Source organism: Bacillus sp. FSL K6-1338 (genome assembly GCF_038006965.1).
Taxonomy (GTDB): Bacteria; Bacillota; Bacilli; order Bacillales; family Bacillaceae_G; genus Bacillus_A; species Bacillus_A thuringiensis_S.
This window is the reverse complement of sequence record NZ_JBBOWI010000001.1, coordinates 2,261,849-2,285,788: the sequence shown is the minus strand read 5'-3', so window position 1 is coordinate 2,285,788 and position 23,940 is coordinate 2,261,849. Positions and strand designations below refer to the sequence as shown.

Sequence of the window (23,940 nt, the reverse complement as noted above, 5' to 3'; positions counted from 1 at the left end):
TTAACGATTCCCCAATTTTTCAAACTATATTAAAGTATCCCCTTTTCCACTAAAGTCTCTGCGATTTGAACTGAATTCCAAGCCGCACCTTTCAATAAATTATCGGAAACAATCCAGAGGTGGAATCCGTTTGGCGTATCAGGATCTTTACGTATTCTTCCGACAAATGTATCTATTTTCCCTTCTGCATATAATGGCATTGGATACAGCTGTTCACTAGGGTTATCCTGCAAAATAACACCTGGTGCATCCATTAATACTTCCTTAATTTCCGCAACGGTTGCTTCTTTTTCCAGTTCTATATAAACCGATTCTGAATGCCCTGATACGACTGGAACACGTACACAAGTAGCTGCCATTTTCAAGTTTTCATCTTCTAATATTTTCTTCGTTTCTTGAATCATCTTTACTTCTTCAAAAGTAAAATCATTGTCTGTAAATATATCTACTTGAGGCAGTACATTAAACGCTATTGGATAATGTTTTTTATCTTTTTTCGCCGGTAATATATCACTTTTCACTTCTTTACCAGCAAGCATAGACTTAGCCTGCTCTTGTAATTCATGAATCGCATGAATGCCAGAACCCGATACAGCTTGATATGTTGAAACGATAATTCTTTCTAAACCGAATGATTTTCGAATCGGCTGAAGTGCAGTTACCATCTGTAATGCTGAACAATTTGGAACTGCAATAATACCTTTATGCCGCTCTAAAGTATGCGCATTCACTTCCGGAACAACGAGCGGTACACCTTGTGCCATTCGGTACTCACTTGTGTTATCAATTACAATCGCACCACTAGAAACTGCATGAGTTACAAATTGTCTAGATACTTCTCCCCCAGCACTAAAAAAGGCAATATCTACACCTTCAAAGCTAGTTGTTTTTGCCTCTTGTATAATTATCTCTCGTCCTTTGAATCTTACTTTCTTACCGGCGGATCGTTTTGATGAAAGCAATGTAACTTCAACTATATTAAACTTCATTTCATTCTCTAACAGTTCAATAATTTTTTGCCCTACCGCACCTGTAGCCCCAACAACAGCTACATGATAGCCCTTTTTGATCATCTTTTCTCCTCCAATATCACTTGAATGAATATTTCCACAATTTTATTTTATACGGAATTTAATCATTTGGAAAATTAAAATACATGATATAATCATTCACAAATCATGATAATAAAAGAGGGATCGCTTATGGAAATGAGACATGTTAAAACATTTTGCGCCATTGTGAAGTATGGTAATTTTTCTAAAGCTGCTCATGCGCTAGGTTATGCGCAATCTACTGTTACAGCACATATGAAAGCTTTAGAGAACGATTTACATATTCCTCTTTTCGATCGGTTAGGGAAAAAAGTGCTACTTACAAAAGCAGGTCATCAATTTCATCCTTATGCATTAGAATTACTTGCAATATATGAAAAAGCGCAAGAAATCCCCCAAAATACAGATTATTTAGAAGGTACATTAAGTATTACATCTAATGAATCATTAGCGGTATACCGATTACCACAATTATTACGTACTTACAAACAGAAAAATCCGAAAGTAAATATCGTACTTGAAACAAACACAAATGAACAAGCATTACAAAAATTACGTGAAGGAGAAACAGACGTTGTCTTCATAATTGGAGAAAGTATAGAACATAATGATTTTATTACGCGTACTTTTAGTAATGAAACATTTGGATGGATTTTACCAGCTTATTCCGCTGCACACGCAAATCCATTCCAGTTATTACAGGACACCCAGTTCATTTTTACAGAACAAAGCTGCGGCTATAGGCCAATGGTAGATCGTTTTTTACGTCAAAGTGGAAATATTCCAGCTAAAACATTTGAAACTTCCAATGTTGAAGTCATTAAACAATCCGTTATGTGTGAATTAGGCATTTCAATTCTTCCTTATATCGTTGTACAAGAAAGTTGCCAAAAAGAACAACTATGTTTTCAGCCTATCGAAACTCCAACCATTATTCAAAGTCATGTAATCTATCATAAATCCAGATGGATTTCCCCGGTATTACAGTTGTTTCTTTCCTTACTTGAACGAGACTAAAATATTAAGACTTACATATAAACAGAGTAATTGCCTAATAAGCAATTACTCTTTTTCATTAATTAGTATACTATTTATTAGTCTGTCCCCCGCCTGCAATTAATTTACTACCTGAATATGTACCTTTGTTCATAAACACTTGATTAATTAATTCTTTTTGCTCAGCTTCCGACATTACTCCTTTTCCTTCTCCTAAATTCCCGCTTTGTAATTTCCAAATCTTATTGTGATCTGCATCAACTTTTTCATATTTTCCTTGTTTCCATCGTTCTAAAATTTCTACATATGTACTTCCCTGTACAAGATCATTACTCTTTACAATATCAATTAAGCTTTCAATCCGCTCTTGTGTAATAAAAATATAGCCCCACTTTTGATCAGCTTTCGCTTTTTGATGTGCCATTTCATGTAATGCTGTCTGTATGTTCTCATCTGTCCATTTAAAATTTTTATTAAAACCACTATTCGGCAATGAATAATTGCCATTTTCTAAAAACTTTGCATCTTCTGCTTTTACATTACTATCAGCTAATACTTCTACTGCTGGAGCAGCTGGTGATGCCTTTTTCGCAGCTGGTTTACTATTATTTAAATAATACAGCATACCATATGTTAAACCTACTCCAATTACCGCCATACCAGCTAGAATACCTATTATTTTAAATAGTGTTTTCATCGCGCTTGTTTCCTCCCAAATATCTCTGTTCTTACTACCTAATTACTTCTTATATAAAAACTGTTCCTTCATTCAAAATATCGCATCCCATCCCCTATCATATTATTTATATATACTTCCTCATATTGTATTTCTTTTTCTTTAAAATTGAAAGATTATTCTGTTAAATATTGAAAATATTCTACAAATTTTCCCTTTATATTTATAAAGAAACAAAAAACAACGAGCGCGATAAATAACACTCGTTGTTTTTACTTTATGCACGATTTTCTTTTAACCACTTCGTAATAGCATCTAACCTCGAAACATCAAAACGTCTTTCTTCACAAACATTTAAACTGTTTAAATTCTTTACAATTTCTATTTCATTCGATTTTACACTTTTCGCCTCAATTAATTTACAATACCCATCTGTAACAGAATTTAAATTTTCATAATAACACTGAAACGATTTTGATATATGTAAATGTTTTTCAAAGTTTCTCCTTCTTTTCGTTTCATCAGATACTTTCCGCTTTCTAAGTTCTTCATCGTTCGTATATAAATAAAAATATTGATCCGGAAAACCAATTTCCCTATTTATCATCTTTTCTTTATAAAAATTTTCTATTACAGATAATGGCTGATTAAATAGATCAAAATGAAAACACCAATTATAACTAAGTGGCTGATATATATCGCCATCGAGTATTACTAATTCATATTGCTCTGACTTCTGAACAGCTATATTCCAGCGCTCAACTTGTTTTTCAAAATACCATGTTCTATGTTCATTTTTTGGCCTTTCAAATAAAGAATTCACTTCAGGTATTATATAAGCACCATAATTCTTTTCTAATTCACGGCACGTGGTACTTTTACCAACAGCGCTTGCTCCCTCAAATGCTATTATCCCCATAGTTTCTCCCCCTTTCATTAACTAAAACTTCGTTGTTTCACTTTTCTTCCCATAACTTTCTCCATAAAACAATTGAAGCAATAGCGAGCATGATTGTTGTAATGATACTACCTTCAATTCCGAACGAACCTCCATGAAGGAATTCGGGGCCATTTGTTGTAGGTTTAAATAGCGGCGTTGAATATATGGTCATCCCGCTAACTGCAAAACCGTAGACGTTATATTGTGCCCAATTCCAAATGGAATGCCATGCGCAAATCCCCCACAGACTACTGTCTTTTAAAACGTAAACAGCTGCAAATACACCAACTAATATTATATTCGATATTGAAAGAGTTGTAATACCTGGATTAAGTAAATGAAGAAAACCAAATAAGAAAGACGTCACAACAATCCCAACCCATATACGACTTCTAACAGAAAGAACCGGGAATAACCAACCTCGTACAATAATTTCTTCCGTTGCCCCTTGTATTAAAAATGCAACTAAAGAACCTACAATACCCAACATAGCGGTTACTGTAATTTGTTGCATTTGTAGTGTCACAACTCCTGCCAATAGGAGTAAAATTACTGGTATTGAAATGAAAACAAATCCTATTAATGCACCTCTCAAATATTTTCTTATCCATTGATTTCTCCAAAAACCAATGGATGAAAATGATCTTTTCTCTACAAATCTAATCCATAAAAACACCAAAAATATTGCGCCGCCAAACGTTAATATCATCTCAATGTCGCTATAAATCGCCTTCATAAAAGTTGTTTCTGCTTTCGGTAAGATCAGCATAAACAACATAAATAATTCACCTAAAGTTAAAAATATAATCGCGAGTATGACAGCAAAAACAGGATGAACTTTTCTTCTTCCTTCTTTTGCTGCTTCAATTATTTTAAATTGTTTATTTTGCAATATTCTATCCTCCTAATTATGGTACTCGTCAGTAATATTAAAATAATATTTAGCCTTTTATTTAAACTTATTTTTTCATATAAATGATTTTTGTTTGGAATAAATTCAAATTAGGAATAATATATAAATAAAAGAGATGCCTTTGTGCCTTTACTATTATCACCCAGATTAGTCAGTGGTATTACCAGCACTTGCTATTTCCCACCATTTGTTGTAAGATAGTAATTAAGGTCAATTTAACACTATATTTTCTTTGCATATTATCAAGTATCAATCAGGGACATTTTGTACTCCTTATGGGTTTTTGATAATATGTGAACTTTTATTTTCATTCAAATAAGGCCGATCATATTGTAATTTTTCTACTTTTAGGAGGCATTACCATGACATTAACAGGTAAAGTAAAATGGTTTAACAGCGAAAAAGGTTTCGGTTTCATCGAAGTTGCAGACGGTAACGACGTATTCGTTCACTTCTCAGCTATCACTGGCGACGGCTTCAAGTCTCTTGACGAAGGTCAAGAAGTTAGCTTCGAAGTTGAAGAAGGTAACCGCGGACCTCAAGCTAAAAACGTTGTAAAGCTATAATTCAAACAATAAAAAGGTTGTTACCAGCAAGGTTAACAACCTTTTTAATATATAACTAAAATTTTTTACATAAAAGGAGTGGTTACATGTATCGCAATCGAAAGAACGATGTAGCAGAAGTACCACCAGAACAAACCCCTGTTTGGGAATGTGAATCAGAGGATTGTTTAGGATGGATGAGAAAGAACTTTTCATTTGAAGAAGAGCCTAAATGCCCTTTATGTAAAAGTAGCATGAAAAGCGGAGAACGTTTATTACCTAAATTAGGTTAATTTATAATAAAAAAAACCTCTTTTAATTAAGAGGTTTTTTTATTATAAATTTATGTCCTCAACATCAGTTCGCACTATAGAATACAATAATGCATCGTGTTGCTTATTTCCTTGATGAATATATCCGCGCAATAACCCTTCCTTTTGGAAGCCAATTTTAGATAACATTCTACAAGAAGTAACATTTTCAGGATATGTAATAGCTCCAATTCTAAACAAACCTAAATCTTTAAATCCATAATCAATAATTTCTCCAGCTGCTTCTGAAGCATAACCATTTCCCCAATAGCGAGGATGCAGATCATATCCAATCTCAGATCGTTTACTCCATAATTGTAAATTGTTTAGTCCAATTGTTCCTATTAAAACGTTCGTTTCTTTTAACACAATTCCCCATCGTATTGCCTTTTTCTCAAAGTAATTTTTTGAAAAAGATTCGATCATACGTGAAGCTTGTCCAAACTCCGTAAAAGAATTCATACCGTAGTAACACGTCACTTCATCCAATGAAAAGATTTCATATATTTTTTGACAATAAGATTGTTCTATTTCAACTAAACGTAAGCGTTCTGTTTCTAATATAGGAAATGCCATAGGATCACTCCTTTCTCTCTACTCATTCATTATATCAGAAAAAATATGTATAATTAGTAAAGTCCTTATTGTTCCATAAATCAAACATTTCTAATGGCACATTCTCTCTTAATTCTATATACACGAATTAGATACCTTCTGATTGCACCTCAAACATGACGCTATAATTTCCATAAATCGAATTTTAAATTATCAAGAACTGTAAAGAAATTGTTTCTTCATTTTCTCCTTCTAAACAACCAACCTACCCCATACATTTATGGTAAAATATAGTTAATATTTATTTTATTGTGGAGGTGAAGATTTCCTATGTATATATTCATCAGCTTATCCCTCTTACTCATATTACTTATTTTTTTATTCGCAAAAAAATTCACACCAAACTCATTCATGATGACTAGCTTTAAAGGTAATAGCTTTAGGACATTTTCAATCGGTATTTTAATCGCTGCCATACTCTCACTTTCATATGGAACTTATCATGCGGTAACATATCAACCTAGTTATTTAGATATTAAATTAAAAAATCAAAACTATACTGTTTTCGGTAATGTAGGCGAATTCGGTTATTTCTCCGAAGAATTATTAAAAAAAAATACAGAAGTACAACTATATTTCGTCTCTTGGAAAACAATACAGTTAAAAAATCCGGTAATACTTATAGAATATCCTTCAGGAAAACAAGAAACATGGAAGCCAAATATCGTATCAATACCGGTAAATAAATTACAAGAAAAACATGATATAAAAGATATTTATCAACTATCACCGTATTCATTTAAAGAGTCTGGAGAAATAACATTAACAATAAAAGAAAACAATGTAAAAAACAATACAATTTCCATTCAAATAAAATAAATAAAAACTGTTCCTCCATTTTGCTGAAGGAACAGTTTTTATTTATTCTACAGTATTATTCATTTAATGTAGCCATTATTTCATTGGCTATATTCTTTCCATTTCCAATACACGCACCAATTCCGACACCATAATATGAGGCACCAGCTAAATATATATTTGGATAAAGATTCGTCATTTTTTCTTGCAATGCTTGAACCGCTTGATTATGTTCTAAATGATATTTCGGCATTAAATCTTTCCAATTTGTAACTTCGACTACTTCTGGTTCACCTTTAATTCCGAGACTCTTTTCAATATCATATAAAGCTACTCGTACTAATTCTTCTTCACTATAATTTTTGATTGTTTCATATACCGGATTGGTGCTCTTATAAAACATTCTTACCAATAATTTTTGTTTACCGGATGTATGTTTCCACTTTCGACTTGTCCATGTACAAGCATCACAATGTAAATCACTGTTTTCCGTTACAATAAACCCTGTGCCGTCAGCTGGTAGTTGTTCATCTAGTATGTCAAATCCTAAGTAAATACTTATAAGAGATGAGTTTTTAAATGTATTAAACTGCTCATTTAACTCATTAGACTGTAATAAAGTTTGTGCTATATCATGCGGAGCTGCTAAAACAACATAATCAGCTTGTATTGTTTCATGATTTACAAAAGAAATCTCATATCGATCTTCTTGCTTACTTACAGCCGTCGTTATAGCACCTTTTTTTACGACAGTTTCAGTAAGCACTTCTTCTAAGCGATTAATTATCGTAGATAGTCCACCTTTAAATGATACGAATTTTTTATTTCCTGCTGATTGAAATTGTTTTTTATTCTCTTCAAAACCTTTAATAATACTTCCATACTTATTTTTATAATCCAGTAAATACGGTAATGTAGATGCCATTGTAAGCTCATTCAATTTACCAGAATATACGCCTGAAAGTACAGGAGCAATTTGTCTTTCCACTAACTCTTTCCCTAAGAAACTTTCTAAAAATAGAGCAAGTGATGTATCTTTCGTAAACTCTTTATTTTTCGTTATGAAATCTTTTAAAGCTACGATTTTCCCTTTCGTTGAGACTAGCGTACTGCTAAACAAAGACTGGGCGCTCATCGGTATCCCAAATATAGTATCAGAAGGAATCGGATGTAACATGTTTTCAGAATATATGTAAGAAATACCCGTTTCATTATATACCATTTCATCTTCTAAATTTAAATCTTTTACAAGTGGCATAACATATTCATTACGAGCAACGATTGAATCCGCTCCTGACTCCATAATGAAATCCTTTTCTTCCACACTATGGATTTTACCACCTAAATACTCTTCTTTCTCAATAAGAATTAAATTTAAATCGATATTATAATCCTTTTTTAATTTTTCTAAATAAAACATAGTAGAAAGTCCCGTTATACCTCCACCGATAACAACAACTGTTTTCATATGTGCTGCGCTCCTAACCGATACAATTAATAATTCCTTTTTATTATAACCAAAAGTCCTTATATTCGACTAGCAAGTTGCGCATTCTGTAAGAAATTAGACAATATATTTGAATATATTTTCAAATTACCTAATAAAAAAGAACTATAACATATACAAACCACGTCATAGTTCTCTTTATTTTAAAAACATAAAGTAATTGATTAATTTGTCTAGTTCTTGACTCAATGCCAATACTTTTTCATGTTGAATTCCATAATCCGATACTAAATATAAAAGTTCTTCTTTTTTTATTTCAATTACTTTTTCTAATTTCGCTAGTTCCATGTCGTTTTACATCTCTCCAAAAATAAAATGTATGTATTTCAGTATAGCCTACTTACATAATTAGTAAAAGTAAAATACGCATGTAAAATCTTACAAATTTGAAAAAATAATATACTACTAACAAAAAAGAAACTAGATTAAGCTCCCTCTTACAGATTATTAACGTTCATTAAGAATTAATAACATACCGGAATTTTTCTAATGTTATATCTTTATAATCTGGAGCTCTCTTTATATGATTAAAATAACTATATGAGAATTTAAATACATGACCAAAATCCCAATCGAATTCACTATAGTCTTTTATCCAAAATATATTTTCAGTTGGTAAAATATTTGCACGTTTAGATTGAATTAAAGGTAATCGATCTATAGGTGAGTGTAAAGTTATTCCCGTATTCAGCTTGAGCTTTTGGCTAGCTCGTAGTACGTATACTAGTTTTAAAAGCGGGCGTATCCCTCGTTGAAATATATCTATATGCCCTAAATCGTACATTATATTAATTGCGTGGGAGTAAGTAAGCAAATGCCCAATTAAATCATGATGCGATTCCGCTCGATAAATACTATTAAATTTCGATAACTCATTTAAAATGAACTGAGATACTTGTGTTGGATTACTCAATTCACTTTTTATCTCATCTTCAAAACTTAATTGTTTTACTTCTTTCGTCGTATAACCAATCCACGATCTACCTGGAATTGTTTTTCGAAATGATAAAATAAGAGTAGTAATCCCTTCAATTGCTTGATTATCGCCCCATTTTTGTAGCTCTTTCATAGCCAATAAACTTAATGACGCATAAATGACGTTATGCCCCACCCAATGAAGTTCATCAATCGTTTGTTCTAAAGATTTTATAATCATATTCTCCGCAATTTGAAAATCTATTTCTTTTTTATCATCAATCATCTCACCAATTTTTTTCTTGTTCAGCATCATCCTTGTTTGCGAATACATATTACGAGCTGTTTCTTCATCAATATTATTATCTTTCATAAAAAAATAACTAGCAATTGCAGCTGCTCCAAAATGCGCATGCCAAATATCATTTGTTTCTTTTTTGCATTGAGAAATAATTGAAAGGCCGCCTTTTAAAATACTTTTGTTTTCCATTTTCTATCTCCCCTAATAAAGTGAAACTTTAATCAGCCCTTACCAATCGGGCATTTATGGGCAGTTAATCCCCCACCTAACTTCTTTACTTTCGCTGAATTTTGAGGGAGGTCTTACTGCCCGTTAATGCGGGATAAAAATCACTATATTTTCACCCTAAAGATGGTGTCAGTACAAATAAAATGTGATTCGATTCATCACTTTTATTCAAAAATCGATGCTTCACATTCGGTGGAATACGTACAACATCGCCTTCTTCTAAAAAATATTCTTTTCCCTCCAATTCCACATACACTTCCCCTTTCATAACAACAGCAATCTCTTCCTTATCTTCATGGGAATAATGGCTTTCTGTTGTGTTTGCTTGTTTATTTAAATCCATCATTAGCATTTCAATACGTGCTTTCATAAAATCAGGTGTTAATACATCATATACAATGTGATTATTGTTTTCCCGATATACTTTTTTTCGATCTTTTTTCTTAGAAATGAGCGAATCTGTATCAATTTCGTTAATAAAAAGTGTAAACAGCGGTACATTTAATGCTTTTGCAATTAATTCCAAAACATTTAAAGAAGGATTAGCATGCCCTCTTTCAATTTGGCTAATTAACGATGTACTAATCCCTGCATAATCAGCGAATTCACGAATTGTCATGTTATTTTTCTTACGGTAACTTAATACCGTTTGTCCAAGCCTATCATGTATCATAGTAAAAATTCCTTTCGTCCATCATAATGCATGTTTCTTTGTCTTTGTGCTGACATACTAAACAAAGGCAAATAATCCTTCCCTATCATCTCTGGGACTTATATACTTACTTTTGTACATTATATCGTATTAAGTTTATTATAATAAACATTCTATCGGAGGGACAAACTTTGAAATCACCTATTCTTTCATATTGCATCTTATTTTTTGGTGTATTCGCCTTATCAACTTCTGCAATTTTTGTAAAATTGGCAGATGCTCCTGCTACAATCATTGCTTTTTACCGATTATTCTTTGCCACACTGATTCTGTTACCGTTATTACTATTTAATAAAAATAGTCGAGATGAGCTAAAAACTTTAACGAAAAAACAATGGGGATTCGGATCCATATCTGGGCTATTTTTAGCTGCACATTATGTACTTTGGTTTGAATCATTACAATATACTTCTGTAGCAAGCTCTACAGTTATCGTAACGCTACAACCTTTGTTCTCAATGATTGGTGTTTATTTTTTATTTAAGGAGAGATTTACGAAAGGAGCGGTTATTGGTTGCCTCATCGCTATTTCAGGTAGTATCGTTATTGGCTGGCAAGATTTCCAAATTAGTGGAGCAGCTTTATATGGAGATATTTTAGCATTTATCGCTGCCGGTATCATTACTGCTTATTTTTTCATTAGCCAACACGTTCGTAAAGATTTGGCACTTATACCATATTCGGTAATTAGTTATGGAAGTAGTGCTGGCTTTCTTGGCATATTTGCTTTCACGCAACAAGAATCTTTCATCCATTATTCTACACAAACTTGGTTGTGCTTTATTGGATTAGCTTTCATTGCTACAATTTTAGGACAAACCATTTTTAATTGGTTATTAAAATGGATGAGTGCTACTTTAATTTCCATGAGCATTTTAGGAGAAACAATTGGAACTTGTATACTAGCGTACTTTATATTACATGAGACCATTTCTTTACAACAAGGACTAGGAATTACCGTTATTTTTATTGGTTTAGTATTATTTTTATTACAGCCAAATTCTAATAAAAAAGCATGACAGTATACTGTCATGCTTTTAACTATTAATTATGTACAATTAAACCATCCGGTCTAAAACGACTCATCATAATTTCATTAATAAACTTTCCTTGAGCTTTCAAATTCCCTATCTTTACTCCCTCTTCTACAAATCCAAATTTTTCATATAAAGCTTTTGCTTTTGGATTCGTTTCTAACACACCTAGTTCTACTCTCTCTAACATTAACCAATTATCAGCCAGATCAAGCATCTTCGTAAGAAGTACTTTCCCAATTCCTTTATTATGATATTCACTATCGACCCCAATGAATAAATCGCCTGAATGAGATCTTCGTCCCGGACTTTGTGTTAAACCTACAAACCCAACAATTTCTCCATCATATTCTGCAACAAATTCAAATTGATTTGGTGCTAAATTTCGAATTCTATTTTCCATAGCGTCTACACGCATGCTAGGTAAGAAAACCATATACGGTAAAACTTCATCTTGTATACATATACGATGAATTGCTCTAGCATCTTGTATTTCTACTGCTCTAACGTTGATCCCCATCTTTCTCTCCTCCATATAAATAACAATATATTTGTTTGTGTGTATTCTAGAAACGTGTATGAATGACCTTCTCACTCGTATTTCTTTATGTCATTTTCACATAATTATTTCGATATAATACTTATTTTCCTAAAAGATTAACAACTATATGGATATGGTTAACTTTTCACCTTGTTATATAAATTAAGCAAATTTTCAATCAGAATACCATTTAGTTTCATGCCGACTATATCACAATTTTCTATTTCAATATTTTTCAGATTACTATTACTTATGGTGCTACCTTCCAAATCACATTTATCGAATACAATAGGTTCCTTCTCATCTCCGAGACTTGTATTTTTAAATTGTACTCCACCTAAAGTCACCAAATTAAATTTACTGCCAGAAAGATTTAAATCTGCATATGATGACCTTCTAAAATTTATATTTCTAAACTTTGATTGACTTACATTACAATTACTCATATTCGTATTCATTATATTGCTACCAACAAATGAACTGTTTTTTAAATTCACTTGATAATACTCTGTATTTGCTAAATTACAGTTTTCGTATTGACTATTTTTCATATCTTTATTTGTAACTACACTCTCTTTGTTTGAGCTTGTTTTTATTCTTTTCACGTAACAATACTCATCTTCCGATTCAAAAATCATTTGGTAACCTATCTTTTTATAAAAGTGATGATTGTTAATTTGTCTACTAGATGTTTCGAGATCCCAAATCTTTATGTTCGGATATTCCTTTTCTATTAATTTCATAACATGTGATCCAATTCCTTTTCCTTGATAAACAGGATCTACAAAAATACGATCAATTCGACCGTACGACTTACCAGAAATCGTAACTATTATCCCTCCGATTATTTCTTTATCCATGACAACTTTGAAAGAATCCAATTCTTCAATGGAATATTCCATCATTTCAACTGAAGAATATCCTGGCGGTTGAATGTTATAATCAATGACATTATCTTGGCCGTATAGCCATTGTTTTGCTTCTGCATCAAATGTTCTTTTCATTATTTCTGTTAATTTCTCAGCATCTAAAATTGTAGCTTTTTCTATAGATAGCATTGTTGTTTTCCCTTTCATTATTACAAACCAACAACTATTGTGAATTCCATAATTATCAATTCATTTTTATTTTTAATGCTTTTCCCATTATTATATATGGAACATCATTTTTACTTGGATGAAATGGCTCTAATACATTTACCCAATCTAATCTTTCATATAACGAACGTGCTTTTTCATTGTTTATTTGTGTTGTTAAAACACTTGTTCTATTTGAAAGCCCTTCTAGTAATTTATTATGTAATTTCGTTCCAAGACCTTCATTTTGGTATTGTGGGTGAACTGCTAACTCTACAAATTCAAAACAATCTTGTAACCATTCGTCTACTTGCTCTAGATGTAACGCTTCTCTCATTAATTGATTATAGTACTGTCCCTCCATTGAGCGATAACCATAAGTAAAGCCAACTACTTCATTTTCATCATTTATTGCTACTATACCTTTAAAACCTGTATATTCTATATGCCTATTCATTCGCTCGATCATTTCATTGAAATTTGTTTTCTCAAATACTTTACAATACAATTTTGCCATATTCCCAATTAAGATTTCATCTTTTTCAATGCTTAAGAATTTCACTTTATTCCCCCCTATTAAAACATTTATATCCTTAAATTTTTAAAAACAAAGAAAATTAATACTAATCACTCTCTTTACTATTAAACTACAAATCACCCTATATTTTCCACAATTACTTAGTATTAATGAATAAAAGAAGAGACCATGTAATATCAACATGTTCTCTTCTTTTATTCATTTTCAATTTTATCCCGCTATTTGCCGGACAGTAAGACCCCCACCTCAAAATTCAGCAAAAGCAAAGAAGTTAGGTGGGGCCCTGCTGCCCGTGAACGCCCGATTGGTGAGGGCTGAACCCCCCCACTGATTAAAGTTTCACTTTATATAATTAAAAATTAGATATTACTTAAGCCACTCGTTGCAAGTATTACTTAACTGCTGTAAATCTTCTATAAATTGACTCGCATCATATCCATCACAAACCGAATGATGTACTTGCAATGAAACTGGTAGCATAACCTTATTTCCTTCGTTAAAATATTTCCCACAAGTTATAATTGGCAATAGAAATTTTTCATCATTATTAATATTAAGATTAAATCCAGTAAAACTAGTCCAAGGTATGCTAGAAATCGGAAATACATTAGGCGGAATATTTTCTTTCGTGAAAAGACCATGAACATTAGCATAGCATCTCATATCGTCTTCATAATTTTTATAGAAAGTGCGGAAATCACTTGAATAATCCGTCCATATACTTGAAAAAGACTTATCATCTTTATGAAAGATTGTATAATTCGGTATCATTTCCTCCCAATAGCCTAAAACTCCTTCATCGTTAAAACATGTTCGAAATTTTTTATGATTATTTACTACTCTAGAAATTAAATATATAAAAACGGGATAAAATTTTATTCCCTTTTGATATACTTCCTCTAATAACATCGTGATATCAACATTCACAGTCATACTAAATGTACATTTCAACTTTAAATAATGCTCAAAATACTGCTCTCTATTCCAATCTTCTCTATCAATTACATGGAACTTCATTCTAATAGCCTCCTAAAATTTTCTTTTTATTTTAGAAGGCTAATTCCCTTGCTTTCACCATAATTGTTCACTCCTAACAGTGTACATTTCACCCTAATTATTTATTTAATTATATAACATATGTAAGAATCAATTCACATATTTCTGGAAATCCATCCACATACTATAGATAAATCAAATGAAATTTGGAGGATACATACATGAATAACAAAAATATGAATAAAAAAGAAAATGTTACTGAAAACACTACATCTATTCAAAATAATAATACTGCAAACCTTACTATCGAAGAACAAGCAATGAACGGCTTATACGGAATGCCCGAAACAACAATTGAAGATGCTGATCACGCTTCAGCTGATGATTTGACTTCAAAAAATTAATTAACTACATTGAAAAAGCCAAGGAAAATATCCTTGGCTTTTTTAACTATGCATCCACCTTTTGTATTTCTTCACTCTTTCTTGAAAGTTTACCTGGCCAAAAAGCAAATCGGCCTAACACAACTGTAATTGCGGGTACAAGTAACGGTCTTACGATAAACGTATCTAGTAATACGCCAATTGCAGTTACAATACCAAATTGAACTAATACTTGAATTGGAAGTGTACCTAACACTGCAAAAGTTCCTGCTAAAATTAAACCTGCCGATGTAATAACACTACCTGTTTGTATTACACCATTTTTTACTGCATCCATGTGATTTTGTGTCTTTCTGTTTTTCCATATTTCTGAAACCATAAAGATATTATAATCTTCACCTAAAGCAACTAAAAATACGAATGCGTACAACGGTATCGCACCTTGAATGGCCGGCGCTCCCATACCGTAATGAAGCAATATCCATCCTGCTCCTAACGCTGAGAAGAATGATAAAACGACAGTTACAATTAAATAAATCATCGCAACAACCGATCGTAAGTAGACAAGTAATAGTAAAGCGATAATGCTAATCATTACTGGAATAATTACTGATTCATCACGTTCAGTAATTTGCTTTGTATCATATAATGAAGCTGTTTCTCCACCAATCCACAATTGATCTTCAGTATTACGAATCCCAGCATCTTTTAATACTTTTTCTACATTACTTTTCAATTTAGGAATTTGATCTAACGCTTCAATTGAGTATGGATTTTCCGCTAAAGAAACTTCATACATTTGTATTTGCTTATTTTCTTTTCCCTCTTTTGGCTCTTTCACTGTATTTACGAAAGAAAATTTCTCTAGTTCTTGTTTAATAGGAAGCTCTTTTCCTTTCGTATCAACAACCACTTTTACTGGTGCTAGTTCACCAGCTGAGAAATGATCACTAATTAACGTAAACCCTTCACGAGAAGGCATATCCTTTGGAAACGATTCTAATAAGTCATATGTGTATTGAATACGTGGTACGAACGAAGCCAATCCACCTAATACAAACACAGTTAGCATAATTATTGTCCACGGTCTTCGTACTACTACATCTCCAAGTTTTTTACTAAAGGAGCCTTTTGATTTTTCAACTTTTACAGCCCTCTTTTTCTTTCTTGCAAACTCCTCATTCATTGAAGTTGTTCTCGGTATAAACGGGAAAAATGCAATCCTACCGAAAATTAATAATAGTGCTGGTAAAATGGTTAAAGCCGCGATTCCCATTATAAATACAGCAACACTAAATGGTACTGCAAATCGATGAAAGGCACCATAATGAGCAAGTAGTAATGTTTCTAATCCAAGTACAACAGTTAACGCACTCATTATTATTGCACCGCCAGAAGCTTTAATCGCAAGTTGTAATGCTTTATATTTACTTTCTTCTTCTAACAAGTACTCTCTATATCTTGAAATTAAAAATAGACAATAGTCCGTTCCAGCACCAAACAATAATACTGTCATAATTGATATTGCTTGGGCATCTACTTTAATCCATCCGTGATCAGCTAAAAAACCGAGTGTAGGACTAATGATACCGTATGCAAAGCCAACAACAAGTATAGGTAAAATTGCTAAAATTGGCGAACGGTAAAGCAAAATTAATAGGATCAAGACTAATAATACAGTAGCCACTAACAATTTCACATCTGCTTGACTAAATAAACTAACTGCATCCGTTTGAATACCTACAGGCCCAGATAATCGAACATGTAAACCAGATTCACTTATTTTTTGTTTAAATGGATCTTCATCCACCTTACTATTCACTTTTTTTTCAAGCTTTTCCAGATTTCCTTTTAATATATCCGTACCAGCAGATTTATTAAAGAATACCGGTGTAACAAATGATGTACCATCTTTTGATGCACTTTTTGATAATACTTGCTCTGGAATTGTATCAAATGGCGGTAACGTTGATTGTTCTTTTAAAGGATTAGCTTTTAACTCTTTATAAACGTCTTGTATGAGTTTATAATCCTGTGACTGTAATCCACCATCTCTATACCATACTACTAACAACGGATTCCCTGTATTATTCGGAAACTCTTTTTTCATAAGCGCTTCCGCTTGCTGTGACATAGCTGTTTCAGGTAAATTTTTTGGATTCGGTTCTTTCGTACTGTTTACTTGTGGTAACGTAAATGAAAGTAATAATGTAATAAGAACCCACACCGATAAAGTGATCCATTGCGTATTTTTCCCTGCTACAAGCCTCCCTAACATATGTAACGGGTGCTTTTTCATAAAAACCCACCTTCCTTTTTTCCTCCATTATTAATTATATATACTGGTCGGTTAATTAATCAAGAATGATTGAAAATTATGTTATAATTATCTCAATCATAAATGTCAGGAGCGAATGTATTTGGAACAAAAACAACGTCCTCTCGGAAGGCCGCGTCAAAATAAAAATACAAAATCTACAAAAGAAACCATTTTAGAAGTGGCAACCCGCTTATTTCTTACACAAAATTATCAAGTCGTTTCTATGGATGAGGTCGCAAAAGTTTGTGGTGTTACGAAAGCAACTGTCTACTATTACTATTCAACAAAAGCCGATTTATTTACCGCTACTATGACCGAAATGATGGTACGTATACGCGAAAATATGTCTCAAATACTCTCTACAAACAAAACGTTAGAAGAAAGATTATTAGACTTCGCTAAAGTTTACTTACACGCAACGATGGATATTGATATGAAAAATTTTATGAAAGATGCAAAACTGTCGTTATCTGAAAAACAATTGAAAGAATTAAAAAATGCTGAAGATAATATGTATGAAGTACTAGAAAAAGCACTCGATAATGCGATGCACATCGGAGAAATTCCGAAAGGAAACGCTAAATTTGCGGCTCATGCTTTCGTATCTTTATTATCAATTGGGAATTTTAAAGATGAGAATCACAATCCTATTCTTGCAAATATAGATGAATTAGCACAAGAAATCGTTTCTTTTTATTGGAATGGGTTAGGTCATTCATATTAAACTGATTTACTTTAATAAAAGAGCATGTTTAATTTTTTCAAATGAAGTGACCCCTAAAAGTTAGACACGGTTATTTGATTAGGCAGCTTGATAAAAGTGAGTCCGGTATTGTACCGGGCTCATTTTTAATTTTGCCTTAATCCGTTTCGTATTATAATAATCTATATATTTTTCTAATTCTATTTTAAAGTGCTCTACATTTTCAAATTCTTTTATGTAGAGGAACTCCGATTTCATAATCCCAAAGAAATTTTCTATTACTGCGTTGTCGTAACAGTTGCCTTTTCGAGACATACTCTGGACGATAGCTCTTGATTCTAGTGTACGGACGTATTGTCTCATTTGATAATGCCATCCTTGATCCGAATGCATCAGTAGCTGGTGCGTTTCAGGTAAACGTTCCAATGCTTTCTCTAACATGTCTGAAACAAGCGAATACGTCGGTCTAGAACCAATTGTATAGGTAATAATTTCACCATTATACAAATCTAATACAGGTGATACATACAGTTTTTCTCCAAACAATTTAAACTCTGTGATGTCTGTTACCCACTTTTGATTCGGTGCATCTGTATGAAAATTACGCTCTAAAATATTAGGTGCAATTCTACCGACTTTTCCTTTATAGGATTTATATTTCTTCATACGCACAACACACTTTAACCCAAGCTCTTTCATAATGCGCTGAACCTTCTTGTGGTTCACTTTCTGGCCACGATTCGTTAATTCATCACGAATGCGACGGTAACCATAACGACCTTCATTTTCCTCATAAATCGCTTTAATCTCAGCTTTCAAATCGGCATCTACATCTGGACGATTCATTTTCTTTACTAAATCATAATACGTGCTTCGAGGAATAGTAGCTAGCTCCACGAGTGCCTTCACCGAATATTTATGCCTTAATTCATAGACTACTTGCGCTTTGTCTTGTTTTGTGATTTTTCCTTGTTTTGAACTAAGGCATTTAACTTTTTTAAGTACTCATTTTCCATCTCAAGCTGTTTAATGCGTGCTTCAAGTGCTTCGACTGACCCTTCAGCTAAATGTTGTTTTAATTGTTTATTTGAATCTTTTTTCATGGATGGACGCCCCTTTTTCTTAGATTGAAGGGCATCAATTCCTTGTGTTTCGAGCTGTTTTTTCCAAACAGAAATCGTTGAAGGGGCAGGAATATTAAAGATAGCTGCCGTCTCAAATAAGGACATACCGTTTTCAATCATAAAGTTTAGTACGTCTAGTTTAAATTGTTGTGTGTAATTTGTACATCGTTTTAGAAAAGCTTCCAGACCATTCTGTTTATATTGGTTTACCCAATTCAAAATGATTGTGTCACTTATACCGAGCGATCTACCCATTTCTCGATAACTTTCATTTCCGTTCAAATAACGTAGAACGATTTGTATTTTTTCATCAGCTGTAAATTTAGCCATAGAAAAACTGCACCTCCAATTGTTAGACTGTGTCTAACAATTGGGGTGCAGTTCACAAACATGCTCTTTTATAATTTATTTATATACTAATAACCAGATTATACTTCAACGTCACTTAACAAAAAACTCCATTTTAACTTTACAAATTTTGAAGTTGAACATTTATATTCTCCTTACTTAATCCCCCATGGTAACAAACTACAGATTCAATATGTAAATTTAAATACTTCTTCAAAGACTGCTTTGCTTCCTTAATATTTATAGTTGTTGGGGCGTGAATTCCTCCTAACATCCCATTCACACTATACATAGAGTCTCCTGCAATAAGAATTTTACTTCGTTTCAAATATAAACTAATATGACCCGGAGTATGCCCTGGAGTATGAAGAATTAGTATTCCACCGCAATACGGAAGTTCTTGCCCGTCAATCACAGTATCACTCACTTTTCCTTTTGGTCGGTTCTCTACATTTCCTTCCTTCAATAAAGGCAAATCCCCCTCAATATATGGCTTATCTAATTCGTGCGCATAAACCTTAATATTATTTCCACAGCGCTGCAACAACTCCGGAAGACTACCTATATGATCAATATCCTGATGCGTCAAAATCACGACTTTTAACTTATCAAATGATACCCCAACCTTTTCCATCTCTACTTGTATATCTTCAATTTGTCCTGGGAAACCCGTATCTATTAATACTGCCATTTCATCATCCCATAAAAGAATTGGATGAATAACAAATTCTTGAAATTCAAGTTGTAACATTTCTATCCCTTTAGCAATCTCCATACAGCCATTCTCCTTTATACTGAAGTTTGAAAATATGTACGAGTAAACTGAAAATATAAAGTGAAACTTTAATCCGTTGGGGTTTTACTGCCCGGCAAATAGCGGGATAAAGCACCTTTATCTTATAATATGTTTTGTCATCCCAATAGAGAATGCTTCAAACCCTATAGATTCATAGTAAGATTGCAATTTTTCTACACACATAAGTTGTGGAATAACCTTGTTTTGTTCACAGTGCTGGATTAATCGTTTCACTATTTCTTTTCCGATGCCACTAGACTGATATTTTGGCAATACACCAACTCCACAAATAATGCCTGTTATGACTCCATCTGATATGACACGCCCCATCCCTACTAACCTCTTATCATCAAAAACATAAATTGCATACCAACTTTGCTTACACATTTGTTCTAACTCGTTAACCGTTAATTTAAGAGAATTCCATCCTAAAGATTCGTATAAGGATAATAATCCATTAAAATCTGTAGGATGTTCACTTGTGTGGCGTATACTATTTTCCATGTAAATACTCCCTATTCTCTGGCTTGTTTATATTTCATAAAATTCCCTTTACACAAATCTAATCGATGTAAAAATAACTAGAACAAACTTCAATAAGAAAGATAGAATTCCTTCTCAATATAAAATAAAAAGAAGTTATCTCACTTAAGATAACTTCTTTTATATAAGACTCTCATTATATTATCAACCAAAAAATATACAACTGCATACGATTAGCACAAACAAAACTAATAAACCATTTGAGAAATAACCCATTGAATACTACCCCTTTATTAAATTATGTAAAAGATTTTATCATAAAATGATTTACAACTTAATAACTGAAAAAGACATTGCATTCATTAGTTATATATGTTAAGTAATATTTTATTTTCGGGCATATTCTTCTTAACTTAAACCACTTCCCATTCCCTTATACTTAAGTTCTGATAACTTCAGAACAATACATAAAGAAGACCTTAACTTATTGACGTCTTCTTTTCAACTACACTAATAGCTAATTCACGTTTTTTATCGAATATATATATACCCTTCACTAACAGAGACATATATAAAATGTATTCCCACTACATAAACATCTATAATCTGATTATCAACATCCTTATAACCTTCAAATCTCATCCTCGGTTATTCTAATAGCTTTCTTATTCAAAAATAGATTTTTAAAAATTCCTACCCCCACAATTAATAAACCTATACCAACTAATTTATTTATTTGTAATGGAATGCTCTCCATTCCAAATAATCCGAATGTATCAATGCATAACGCAACGACCAATTGAGTAATAAGACTAATTAGCACCGTATATGCTGGACCTAAGCTCTTTATTGCACCCATTATACAAATAATTAACCCGATGCCAAACAGTCCACTTACATAAAACAAATAATTTGTAGTATACACTTTAATGTTAATACTGTTTTCTGTAATGATATAAAATAGAATAGAACTAATGAGACCTATTCCAAGGACACATGTAGTCGTTAACCACTGTCCTACATTTTCATTTACTTTTGCATTAAAAACAGATTGTAAGCTAATTAATATTCCTGCTAATATAGCTAAACTAAATCCAATCAAAATCTTCCTCTCCCTTTCATTGCTCATATATATTATCTTTAGCGACTTCCTTCATTCTAGAAAAATCTTTAATGACAATAACTCCATTACTCTTTTCAATTAATTTATCATTATAAAATCTTTGTAATACCCGAATTACGTGCCTATAACTTACCCCTATAAAGTCTGCAATACTTGTTACCGAAGTCGTATCCAAATCCCCTTTGTACATATTCCCGTTACTATCTGTTGAAATTGAAAGTAAATAACTAGCTACACGTACTTCTACAGGATAAAGTAAATTAAGAGCAGTAAAACGAGTCGATATTTTTAACGTGTTCGCAATGTTTTCAAGTAAGAACTTCATAAATATAGGATCATGTAATAACTTGTTTCTAATAACCGTATTAGAAATGGAGATAGCTATAACATCTGAACAAGCTTCAACGACATTATGTGCTTTGCTATTTTGAATTAATTCAATATCACCAACAATGGCCAATGGATTGATAAAGCGAAGGATTAGTTTCTTTCCTTCTGATGTAATCGTGTAAACTTTTACTTTACCTTTAACAACAAAATATAAACGATCCATTTCGTCATCTATATTGCAAATAAGCTCGCCTTTTTCAAAGTAATTTAATTGAAAATAAACTGTATCTATTTCTGAAAAAATCTCGAGCGTTTTATTGGTTCTCAAATAATGCGTAATTAAACCTGATTTATCCTCCATATTCATTTCTCCTTTCATTTACATATTAAATACAACAATACCTATAATCATTACTATTGTTCCCACAATATGATATCTCTCCATCTGTATCTTTTTTATATGAAACAGTCCTTTCATTTCAATAACTGTTGCCGTTAACAATTGAGCAACCATTAGTGTGCCAGCTGTCAATGTAACTCCTAGTGAATATATCGCCATCGTTTCTGCACAAATAATGAATCCACCAAATGCACCCGCTGCTAAATATACTTTTTTCACACTCTTTAAATCTGTTACTTTCTCTTCTTTCTTTAACAAAAATACAGTTGTTGCAATAAGGAATCCAATTAAATGGGTTATAATACTCGTCGACCATATACCGATATGTGAACTAAGTTTCGCATTAAAGGTTCCTTGAAGTGTTATAAATATCCCCGCAAAAACAGCAAATATAATACCTTTCAAAAAATCATCTCCTCATCTTTTATTTCTGACTTAATTAAAAGCTATAATCCTATAATGGCAAAAGGACAAATGTCACATCACTATGAAAATAACTTGGAATGAACAAAAAACACACCTCAAAAATGCGAGATGTGTTTATCTTTATTATTTATATATAAAATTTTATAAATTTGAATTACGCTACATTAAAAGATTTCTTTTTCATAACAAACTTTGCAAATAAGAAACGTACAAGCGGTCCCATAATAATTAATTGTAATGGATATGCCATTATGAAATTTTTAATAAAAATCGAAAAATAAATTGAAACAAATGAAGCTCCTTGTAGTCCACCATGTAAATGCATCATAGCCATACCGAAAAATGACATAAAGAACACCATTCCGATTACCATAGTTGTCGCCATCGCAACGATAATATTTATTTTCTTAGATTTATCAAATGGCAACATGAATACAATTTTTTTCGCACAAGGTCCAACGATACATATTTCAATTAATAGCGCAATAATAAAGCCAATTAATAGTTCTAATGCAATCTCTTTAATATAAATTGGTCCTCCTGTTTCATTCATTAGTAAATTGTAAAACGTCATTACGATAACCATCCCAAGGCACATCATCATACCAAATTGGAGGTTTTCTTTTCTTGTTGTTGGCAAAATTCATCATCCTTTCTCTTTGAGTCTTTGTCATTATATCGATATTGAAACCCCCTTCGTAAGTGAACATTTTGTGAACAAATTTAAAACGTTTTCATGTATTTTCTTTACTTTCAACTCAAATTCTCACTTTTACTTATAAAGGTTTTATATATTTCAATGTTGAATTA

Annotated in this window: 27 protein-coding genes and 1 pseudogene; 7 read left to right on the top strand and 21 right to left on the bottom strand. The window is 32.3% G+C overall.

Annotated elements, in window-relative coordinates; translation table 11 throughout:
- Positions 1–29: 29 nt before the first annotated feature.
- A complete protein-coding gene (locus NZ044_RS11875; protein WP_000591706.1) occupies positions 30–1,073 on the bottom strand; it encodes an aspartate-semialdehyde dehydrogenase in 1,044 nt (347 codons plus the stop codon).
- A gap of 129 nt (positions 1,074–1,202) precedes the next feature.
- Here NZ044_RS11875 and NZ044_RS11870 point away from each other — a divergent pair, with 129 nt between their 5' ends.
- Positions 1,203–2,069 carry a LysR family transcriptional regulator gene (locus NZ044_RS11870; RefSeq protein ID WP_000425888.1) on the top strand — a complete coding sequence of 289 codons (867 nt, stop codon included), beginning with the start codon at positions 1,203–1,205 and terminating at the stop codon, positions 2,067–2,069.
- A 70-nt stretch (positions 2,070–2,139) separates the two neighbouring features.
- Here the strand turns inward: NZ044_RS11870 and NZ044_RS11865 are convergent, their stop codons facing one another.
- From NZ044_RS11865 to NZ044_RS11855, 3 genes and pseudogenes are all read right to left on the bottom strand, one after another.
- Positions 2,140–2,745: a PRK06770 family protein gene (locus NZ044_RS11865; protein WP_000853596.1), complete on the bottom strand. Its 606-nt coding sequence runs from the start codon at positions 2,743–2,745 to the stop codon at positions 2,140–2,142.
- Positions 2,746–3,001: 256 nt separating this feature from the next.
- Positions 3,002–3,661: an AAA family ATPase gene (locus NZ044_RS11860; RefSeq protein ID WP_003278212.1), complete on the bottom strand. Its 660-nt coding sequence runs from the start codon at positions 3,659–3,661 to the stop codon at positions 3,002–3,004.
- Positions 3,661–4,556 (bottom strand): annotated as a pseudogene (locus NZ044_RS11855) (lysostaphin resistance A-like protein). The gene NZ044_RS11860 and the pseudogene NZ044_RS11855 overlap by 1 nt, the downstream one beginning before the upstream one ends.
- Before the next feature lie 383 nt (positions 4,557–4,939).
- On the opposite strand from NZ044_RS11855, the gene cspD reads away from it, so the two are divergent.
- Together cspD and NZ044_RS11845 are read left to right on the top strand one after the other, a co-directional pair.
- Entirely contained in the window at positions 4,940–5,143 is a 204-nt protein-coding gene (gene cspD, locus NZ044_RS11850; protein WP_000176366.1) for a cold-shock protein CspD, read from the top strand.
- Between the two features lie 86 nt (positions 5,144–5,229).
- Entirely contained in the window at positions 5,230–5,415 is a 186-nt protein-coding gene (locus NZ044_RS11845) for a cold-shock protein (protein WP_000286203.1), read from the top strand.
- Between the two features lie 42 nt (positions 5,416–5,457).
- Here NZ044_RS11845 and NZ044_RS11840 read toward each other — a convergent pair whose 3' ends face one another.
- Complete coding sequence (locus NZ044_RS11840) at positions 5,458–6,009, bottom strand: GNAT family N-acetyltransferase (protein ID WP_000885387.1); 552 nt, start codon at positions 6,007–6,009, stop codon at positions 5,458–5,460.
- A gap of 309 nt (positions 6,010–6,318) precedes the next feature.
- Between NZ044_RS11840 and NZ044_RS11835 the strand changes: the two genes are divergently transcribed.
- Positions 6,319–6,867: a hypothetical protein gene (locus tag NZ044_RS11835; protein ID WP_000275270.1), complete on the top strand. Its 549-nt coding sequence runs from the start codon at positions 6,319–6,321 to the stop codon at positions 6,865–6,867.
- A 55-nt stretch (positions 6,868–6,922) separates the two neighbouring features.
- On the opposite strand, the gene NZ044_RS11830 is transcribed toward NZ044_RS11835, so the two are convergent.
- From NZ044_RS11830 to NZ044_RS11815, 4 genes are all read right to left on the bottom strand, one after another.
- Positions 6,923–8,314 (bottom strand): protoporphyrinogen oxidase, encoded by a 1,392-nt coding sequence (locus NZ044_RS11830; RefSeq protein WP_000860361.1) that lies wholly within the window; start codon positions 8,312–8,314, stop codon positions 6,923–6,925.
- Between the two features lie 177 nt (positions 8,315–8,491).
- Positions 8,492–8,641, bottom strand: a complete 150-nt coding sequence (locus NZ044_RS11825; protein ID WP_000417698.1) for an aspartyl-phosphate phosphatase Spo0E family protein — start codon at positions 8,639–8,641, stop codon at positions 8,492–8,494.
- Between the two features lie 169 nt (positions 8,642–8,810).
- On the bottom strand, positions 8,811–9,758 hold the full coding sequence (locus NZ044_RS11820; RefSeq protein WP_000428900.1) for a hypothetical protein: 948 nt from the start codon (positions 9,756–9,758) through the stop codon (positions 8,811–8,813).
- A gap of 151 nt (positions 9,759–9,909) precedes the next feature.
- On the bottom strand, positions 9,910–10,470 hold the full coding sequence (locus NZ044_RS11815; RefSeq protein ID WP_000581034.1) for a helix-turn-helix domain-containing protein: 561 nt from the start codon (positions 10,468–10,470) through the stop codon (positions 9,910–9,912).
- A 170-nt stretch (positions 10,471–10,640) separates the two neighbouring features.
- On the opposite strand from NZ044_RS11815, the gene NZ044_RS11810 reads away from it, so the two are divergent.
- Positions 10,641–11,528, top strand: coding sequence for a DMT family transporter (locus tag NZ044_RS11810; protein ID WP_000841795.1), 888 nt, complete (start codon positions 10,641–10,643; stop codon positions 11,526–11,528).
- 25 nt (positions 11,529–11,553) lie between these two features.
- Here the strand turns inward: NZ044_RS11810 and NZ044_RS11805 are convergent, their stop codons facing one another.
- The 4 genes from NZ044_RS11805 to catA form a co-directional block, all read right to left on the bottom strand.
- Positions 11,554–12,063: a GNAT family N-acetyltransferase gene (locus tag NZ044_RS11805; RefSeq protein WP_000512623.1), complete on the bottom strand. Its 510-nt coding sequence runs from the start codon at positions 12,061–12,063 to the stop codon at positions 11,554–11,556.
- A 158-nt stretch (positions 12,064–12,221) separates the two neighbouring features.
- On the bottom strand, positions 12,222–13,160 hold the full coding sequence (locus NZ044_RS11800; RefSeq protein ID WP_003309472.1) for a GNAT family N-acetyltransferase: 939 nt from the start codon (positions 13,158–13,160) through the stop codon (positions 12,222–12,224).
- Between the two features lie 37 nt (positions 13,161–13,197).
- Entirely contained in the window at positions 13,198–13,722 is a 525-nt protein-coding gene (locus NZ044_RS11795; protein ID WP_000670760.1) for a GNAT family N-acetyltransferase, read from the bottom strand.
- A 342-nt stretch (positions 13,723–14,064) separates the two neighbouring features.
- A complete protein-coding gene (gene catA / locus NZ044_RS11790) occupies positions 14,065–14,715 on the bottom strand; it encodes a type A chloramphenicol O-acetyltransferase (protein WP_000668530.1) in 651 nt (216 codons plus the stop codon).
- 200 nt (positions 14,716–14,915) lie between these two features.
- Here catA and NZ044_RS11785 point away from each other — a divergent pair, with 200 nt between their 5' ends.
- A complete protein-coding gene (locus NZ044_RS11785; RefSeq protein WP_001060661.1) occupies positions 14,916–15,098 on the top strand; it encodes a DUF4021 domain-containing protein in 183 nt (60 codons plus the stop codon).
- A 46-nt stretch (positions 15,099–15,144) separates the two neighbouring features.
- Here NZ044_RS11785 and NZ044_RS11780 read toward each other — a convergent pair whose 3' ends face one another.
- The gene (locus tag NZ044_RS11780) at positions 15,145–17,376 is read right to left on the bottom strand and encodes an MMPL family transporter (protein WP_118961886.1); all 2,232 of its coding nucleotides are present in this window, start codon (positions 17,374–17,376) and stop codon (positions 15,145–15,147) included.
- Positions 17,377–17,497: 121 nt separating this feature from the next.
- Here NZ044_RS11780 and NZ044_RS11775 point away from each other — a divergent pair, with 121 nt between their 5' ends.
- Positions 17,498–18,121 (top strand): TetR/AcrR family transcriptional regulator, encoded by a 624-nt coding sequence (locus tag NZ044_RS11775; protein WP_017763131.1) that lies wholly within the window; start codon positions 17,498–17,500, stop codon positions 18,119–18,121.
- A gap of 78 nt (positions 18,122–18,199) precedes the next feature.
- Here the strand turns inward: NZ044_RS11775 and NZ044_RS11770 are convergent.
- From NZ044_RS11770 to NZ044_RS11740, 7 genes are all read right to left on the bottom strand, one after another.
- A protein-coding gene (locus NZ044_RS11770; RefSeq protein WP_085959122.1) for an IS3 family transposase occupies positions 18,200–19,554 on the bottom strand; the annotation gives its coding sequence in 2 pieces (ribosomal slippage) (positions 18,200–19,101 and positions 19,101–19,554; 1,356 coding nt in all).
- Between the two features lie 139 nt (positions 19,555–19,693).
- Positions 19,694–20,347 carry an MBL fold metallo-hydrolase gene (locus NZ044_RS11765; protein WP_000401471.1) on the bottom strand — a complete coding sequence of 218 codons (654 nt, stop codon included), beginning with the start codon at positions 20,345–20,347 and terminating at the stop codon, positions 19,694–19,696.
- A gap of 117 nt (positions 20,348–20,464) precedes the next feature.
- Positions 20,465–20,872 carry a GNAT family N-acetyltransferase gene (locus NZ044_RS11760; RefSeq protein WP_000431724.1) on the bottom strand — a complete coding sequence of 136 codons (408 nt, stop codon included), beginning with the start codon at positions 20,870–20,872 and terminating at the stop codon, positions 20,465–20,467.
- A 610-nt stretch (positions 20,873–21,482) separates the two neighbouring features.
- Positions 21,483–21,953 carry a DMT family transporter gene (locus NZ044_RS11755; protein WP_000579008.1) on the bottom strand — a complete coding sequence of 157 codons (471 nt, stop codon included), beginning with the start codon at positions 21,951–21,953 and terminating at the stop codon, positions 21,483–21,485.
- 16 nt (positions 21,954–21,969) lie between these two features.
- On the bottom strand, positions 21,970–22,665 hold the full coding sequence (locus NZ044_RS11750; protein WP_000389684.1) for a Crp/Fnr family transcriptional regulator: 696 nt from the start codon (positions 22,663–22,665) through the stop codon (positions 21,970–21,972).
- An 18-nt stretch (positions 22,666–22,683) separates the two neighbouring features.
- Positions 22,684–23,109 carry a DMT family transporter gene (locus tag NZ044_RS11745; RefSeq protein ID WP_000676020.1) on the bottom strand — a complete coding sequence of 142 codons (426 nt, stop codon included), beginning with the start codon at positions 23,107–23,109 and terminating at the stop codon, positions 22,684–22,686.
- A 175-nt stretch (positions 23,110–23,284) separates the two neighbouring features.
- Positions 23,285–23,770: a hypothetical protein gene (locus tag NZ044_RS11740; RefSeq protein ID WP_001143403.1), complete on the bottom strand. Its 486-nt coding sequence runs from the start codon at positions 23,768–23,770 to the stop codon at positions 23,285–23,287.
- Positions 23,771–23,940 lie beyond the last annotated feature (170 nt).

Bases quoted from the DNA above. Each gene is read 5' to 3' on its own strand.
- NZ044_RS11875 (WP_000591706.1), bottom strand. From the start codon at position 1,073: ATGATCAAAAAGGGCTATCATGTAGCTGTTGTTGGGGCTACAGGTGCG.
- NZ044_RS11870 (WP_000425888.1), top strand. From the start codon at position 1,203: ATGGAAATGAGACATGTTAAAACATTTTGCGCCATTGTGAAGTATGGT.
- NZ044_RS11865 (WP_000853596.1), bottom strand. From the start codon at position 2,745: ATGAAAACACTATTTAAAATAATAGGTATTCTAGCTGGTATGGCGGTA.
- NZ044_RS11860 (WP_003278212.1), bottom strand. From the start codon at position 3,661: ATGAAAGGGGGAGAAACTATGGGGATAATAGCATTTGAGGGAGCAAGC.
- cspD (WP_000176366.1), top strand. From the start codon at position 4,940: ATGACATTAACAGGTAAAGTAAAATGGTTTAACAGCGAAAAAGGTTTC.
- NZ044_RS11845 (WP_000286203.1), top strand. From the start codon at position 5,230: ATGTATCGCAATCGAAAGAACGATGTAGCAGAAGTACCACCAGAACAA.
- NZ044_RS11840 (WP_000885387.1), bottom strand. From the start codon at position 6,009: ATGGCATTTCCTATATTAGAAACAGAACGCTTACGTTTAGTTGAAATA.
- NZ044_RS11835 (WP_000275270.1), top strand. From the start codon at position 6,319: ATGTATATATTCATCAGCTTATCCCTCTTACTCATATTACTTATTTTT.
- NZ044_RS11830 (WP_000860361.1), bottom strand. From the start codon at position 8,314: ATGAAAACAGTTGTTGTTATCGGTGGAGGTATAACGGGACTTTCTACT.
- NZ044_RS11825 (WP_000417698.1), bottom strand. From the start codon at position 8,641: ATGGAACTAGCGAAATTAGAAAAAGTAATTGAAATAAAAAAAGAAGAA.
- NZ044_RS11820 (WP_000428900.1), bottom strand. From the start codon at position 9,758: ATGGAAAACAAAAGTATTTTAAAAGGCGGCCTTTCAATTATTTCTCAA.
- NZ044_RS11815 (WP_000581034.1), bottom strand. From the start codon at position 10,470: ATGATACATGATAGGCTTGGACAAACGGTATTAAGTTACCGTAAGAAA.
- NZ044_RS11805 (WP_000512623.1), bottom strand. From the start codon at position 12,063: ATGGGGATCAACGTTAGAGCAGTAGAAATACAAGATGCTAGAGCAATT.
- NZ044_RS11800 (WP_003309472.1), bottom strand. From the start codon at position 13,160: ATGAAAGGGAAAACAACAATGCTATCTATAGAAAAAGCTACAATTTTA.
- catA (WP_000668530.1), bottom strand. From the start codon at position 14,715: ATGAAGTTCCATGTAATTGATAGAGAAGATTGGAATAGAGAGCAGTAT.
- NZ044_RS11785 (WP_001060661.1), top strand. From the start codon at position 14,916: ATGAATAACAAAAATATGAATAAAAAAGAAAATGTTACTGAAAACACT.
- NZ044_RS11780 (WP_118961886.1), bottom strand. From the start codon at position 17,376: ATGAAAAAGCACCCGTTACATATGTTAGGGAGGCTTGTAGCAGGGAAA.
- NZ044_RS11765 (WP_000401471.1), bottom strand. From the start codon at position 20,347: ATGGAGATTGCTAAAGGGATAGAAATGTTACAACTTGAATTTCAAGAA.
- NZ044_RS11760 (WP_000431724.1), bottom strand. From the start codon at position 20,872: ATGGAAAATAGTATACGCCACACAAGTGAACATCCTACAGATTTTAAT.
- NZ044_RS11750 (WP_000389684.1), bottom strand. From the start codon at position 22,665: ATGGAGGATAAATCAGGTTTAATTACGCATTATTTGAGAACCAATAAA.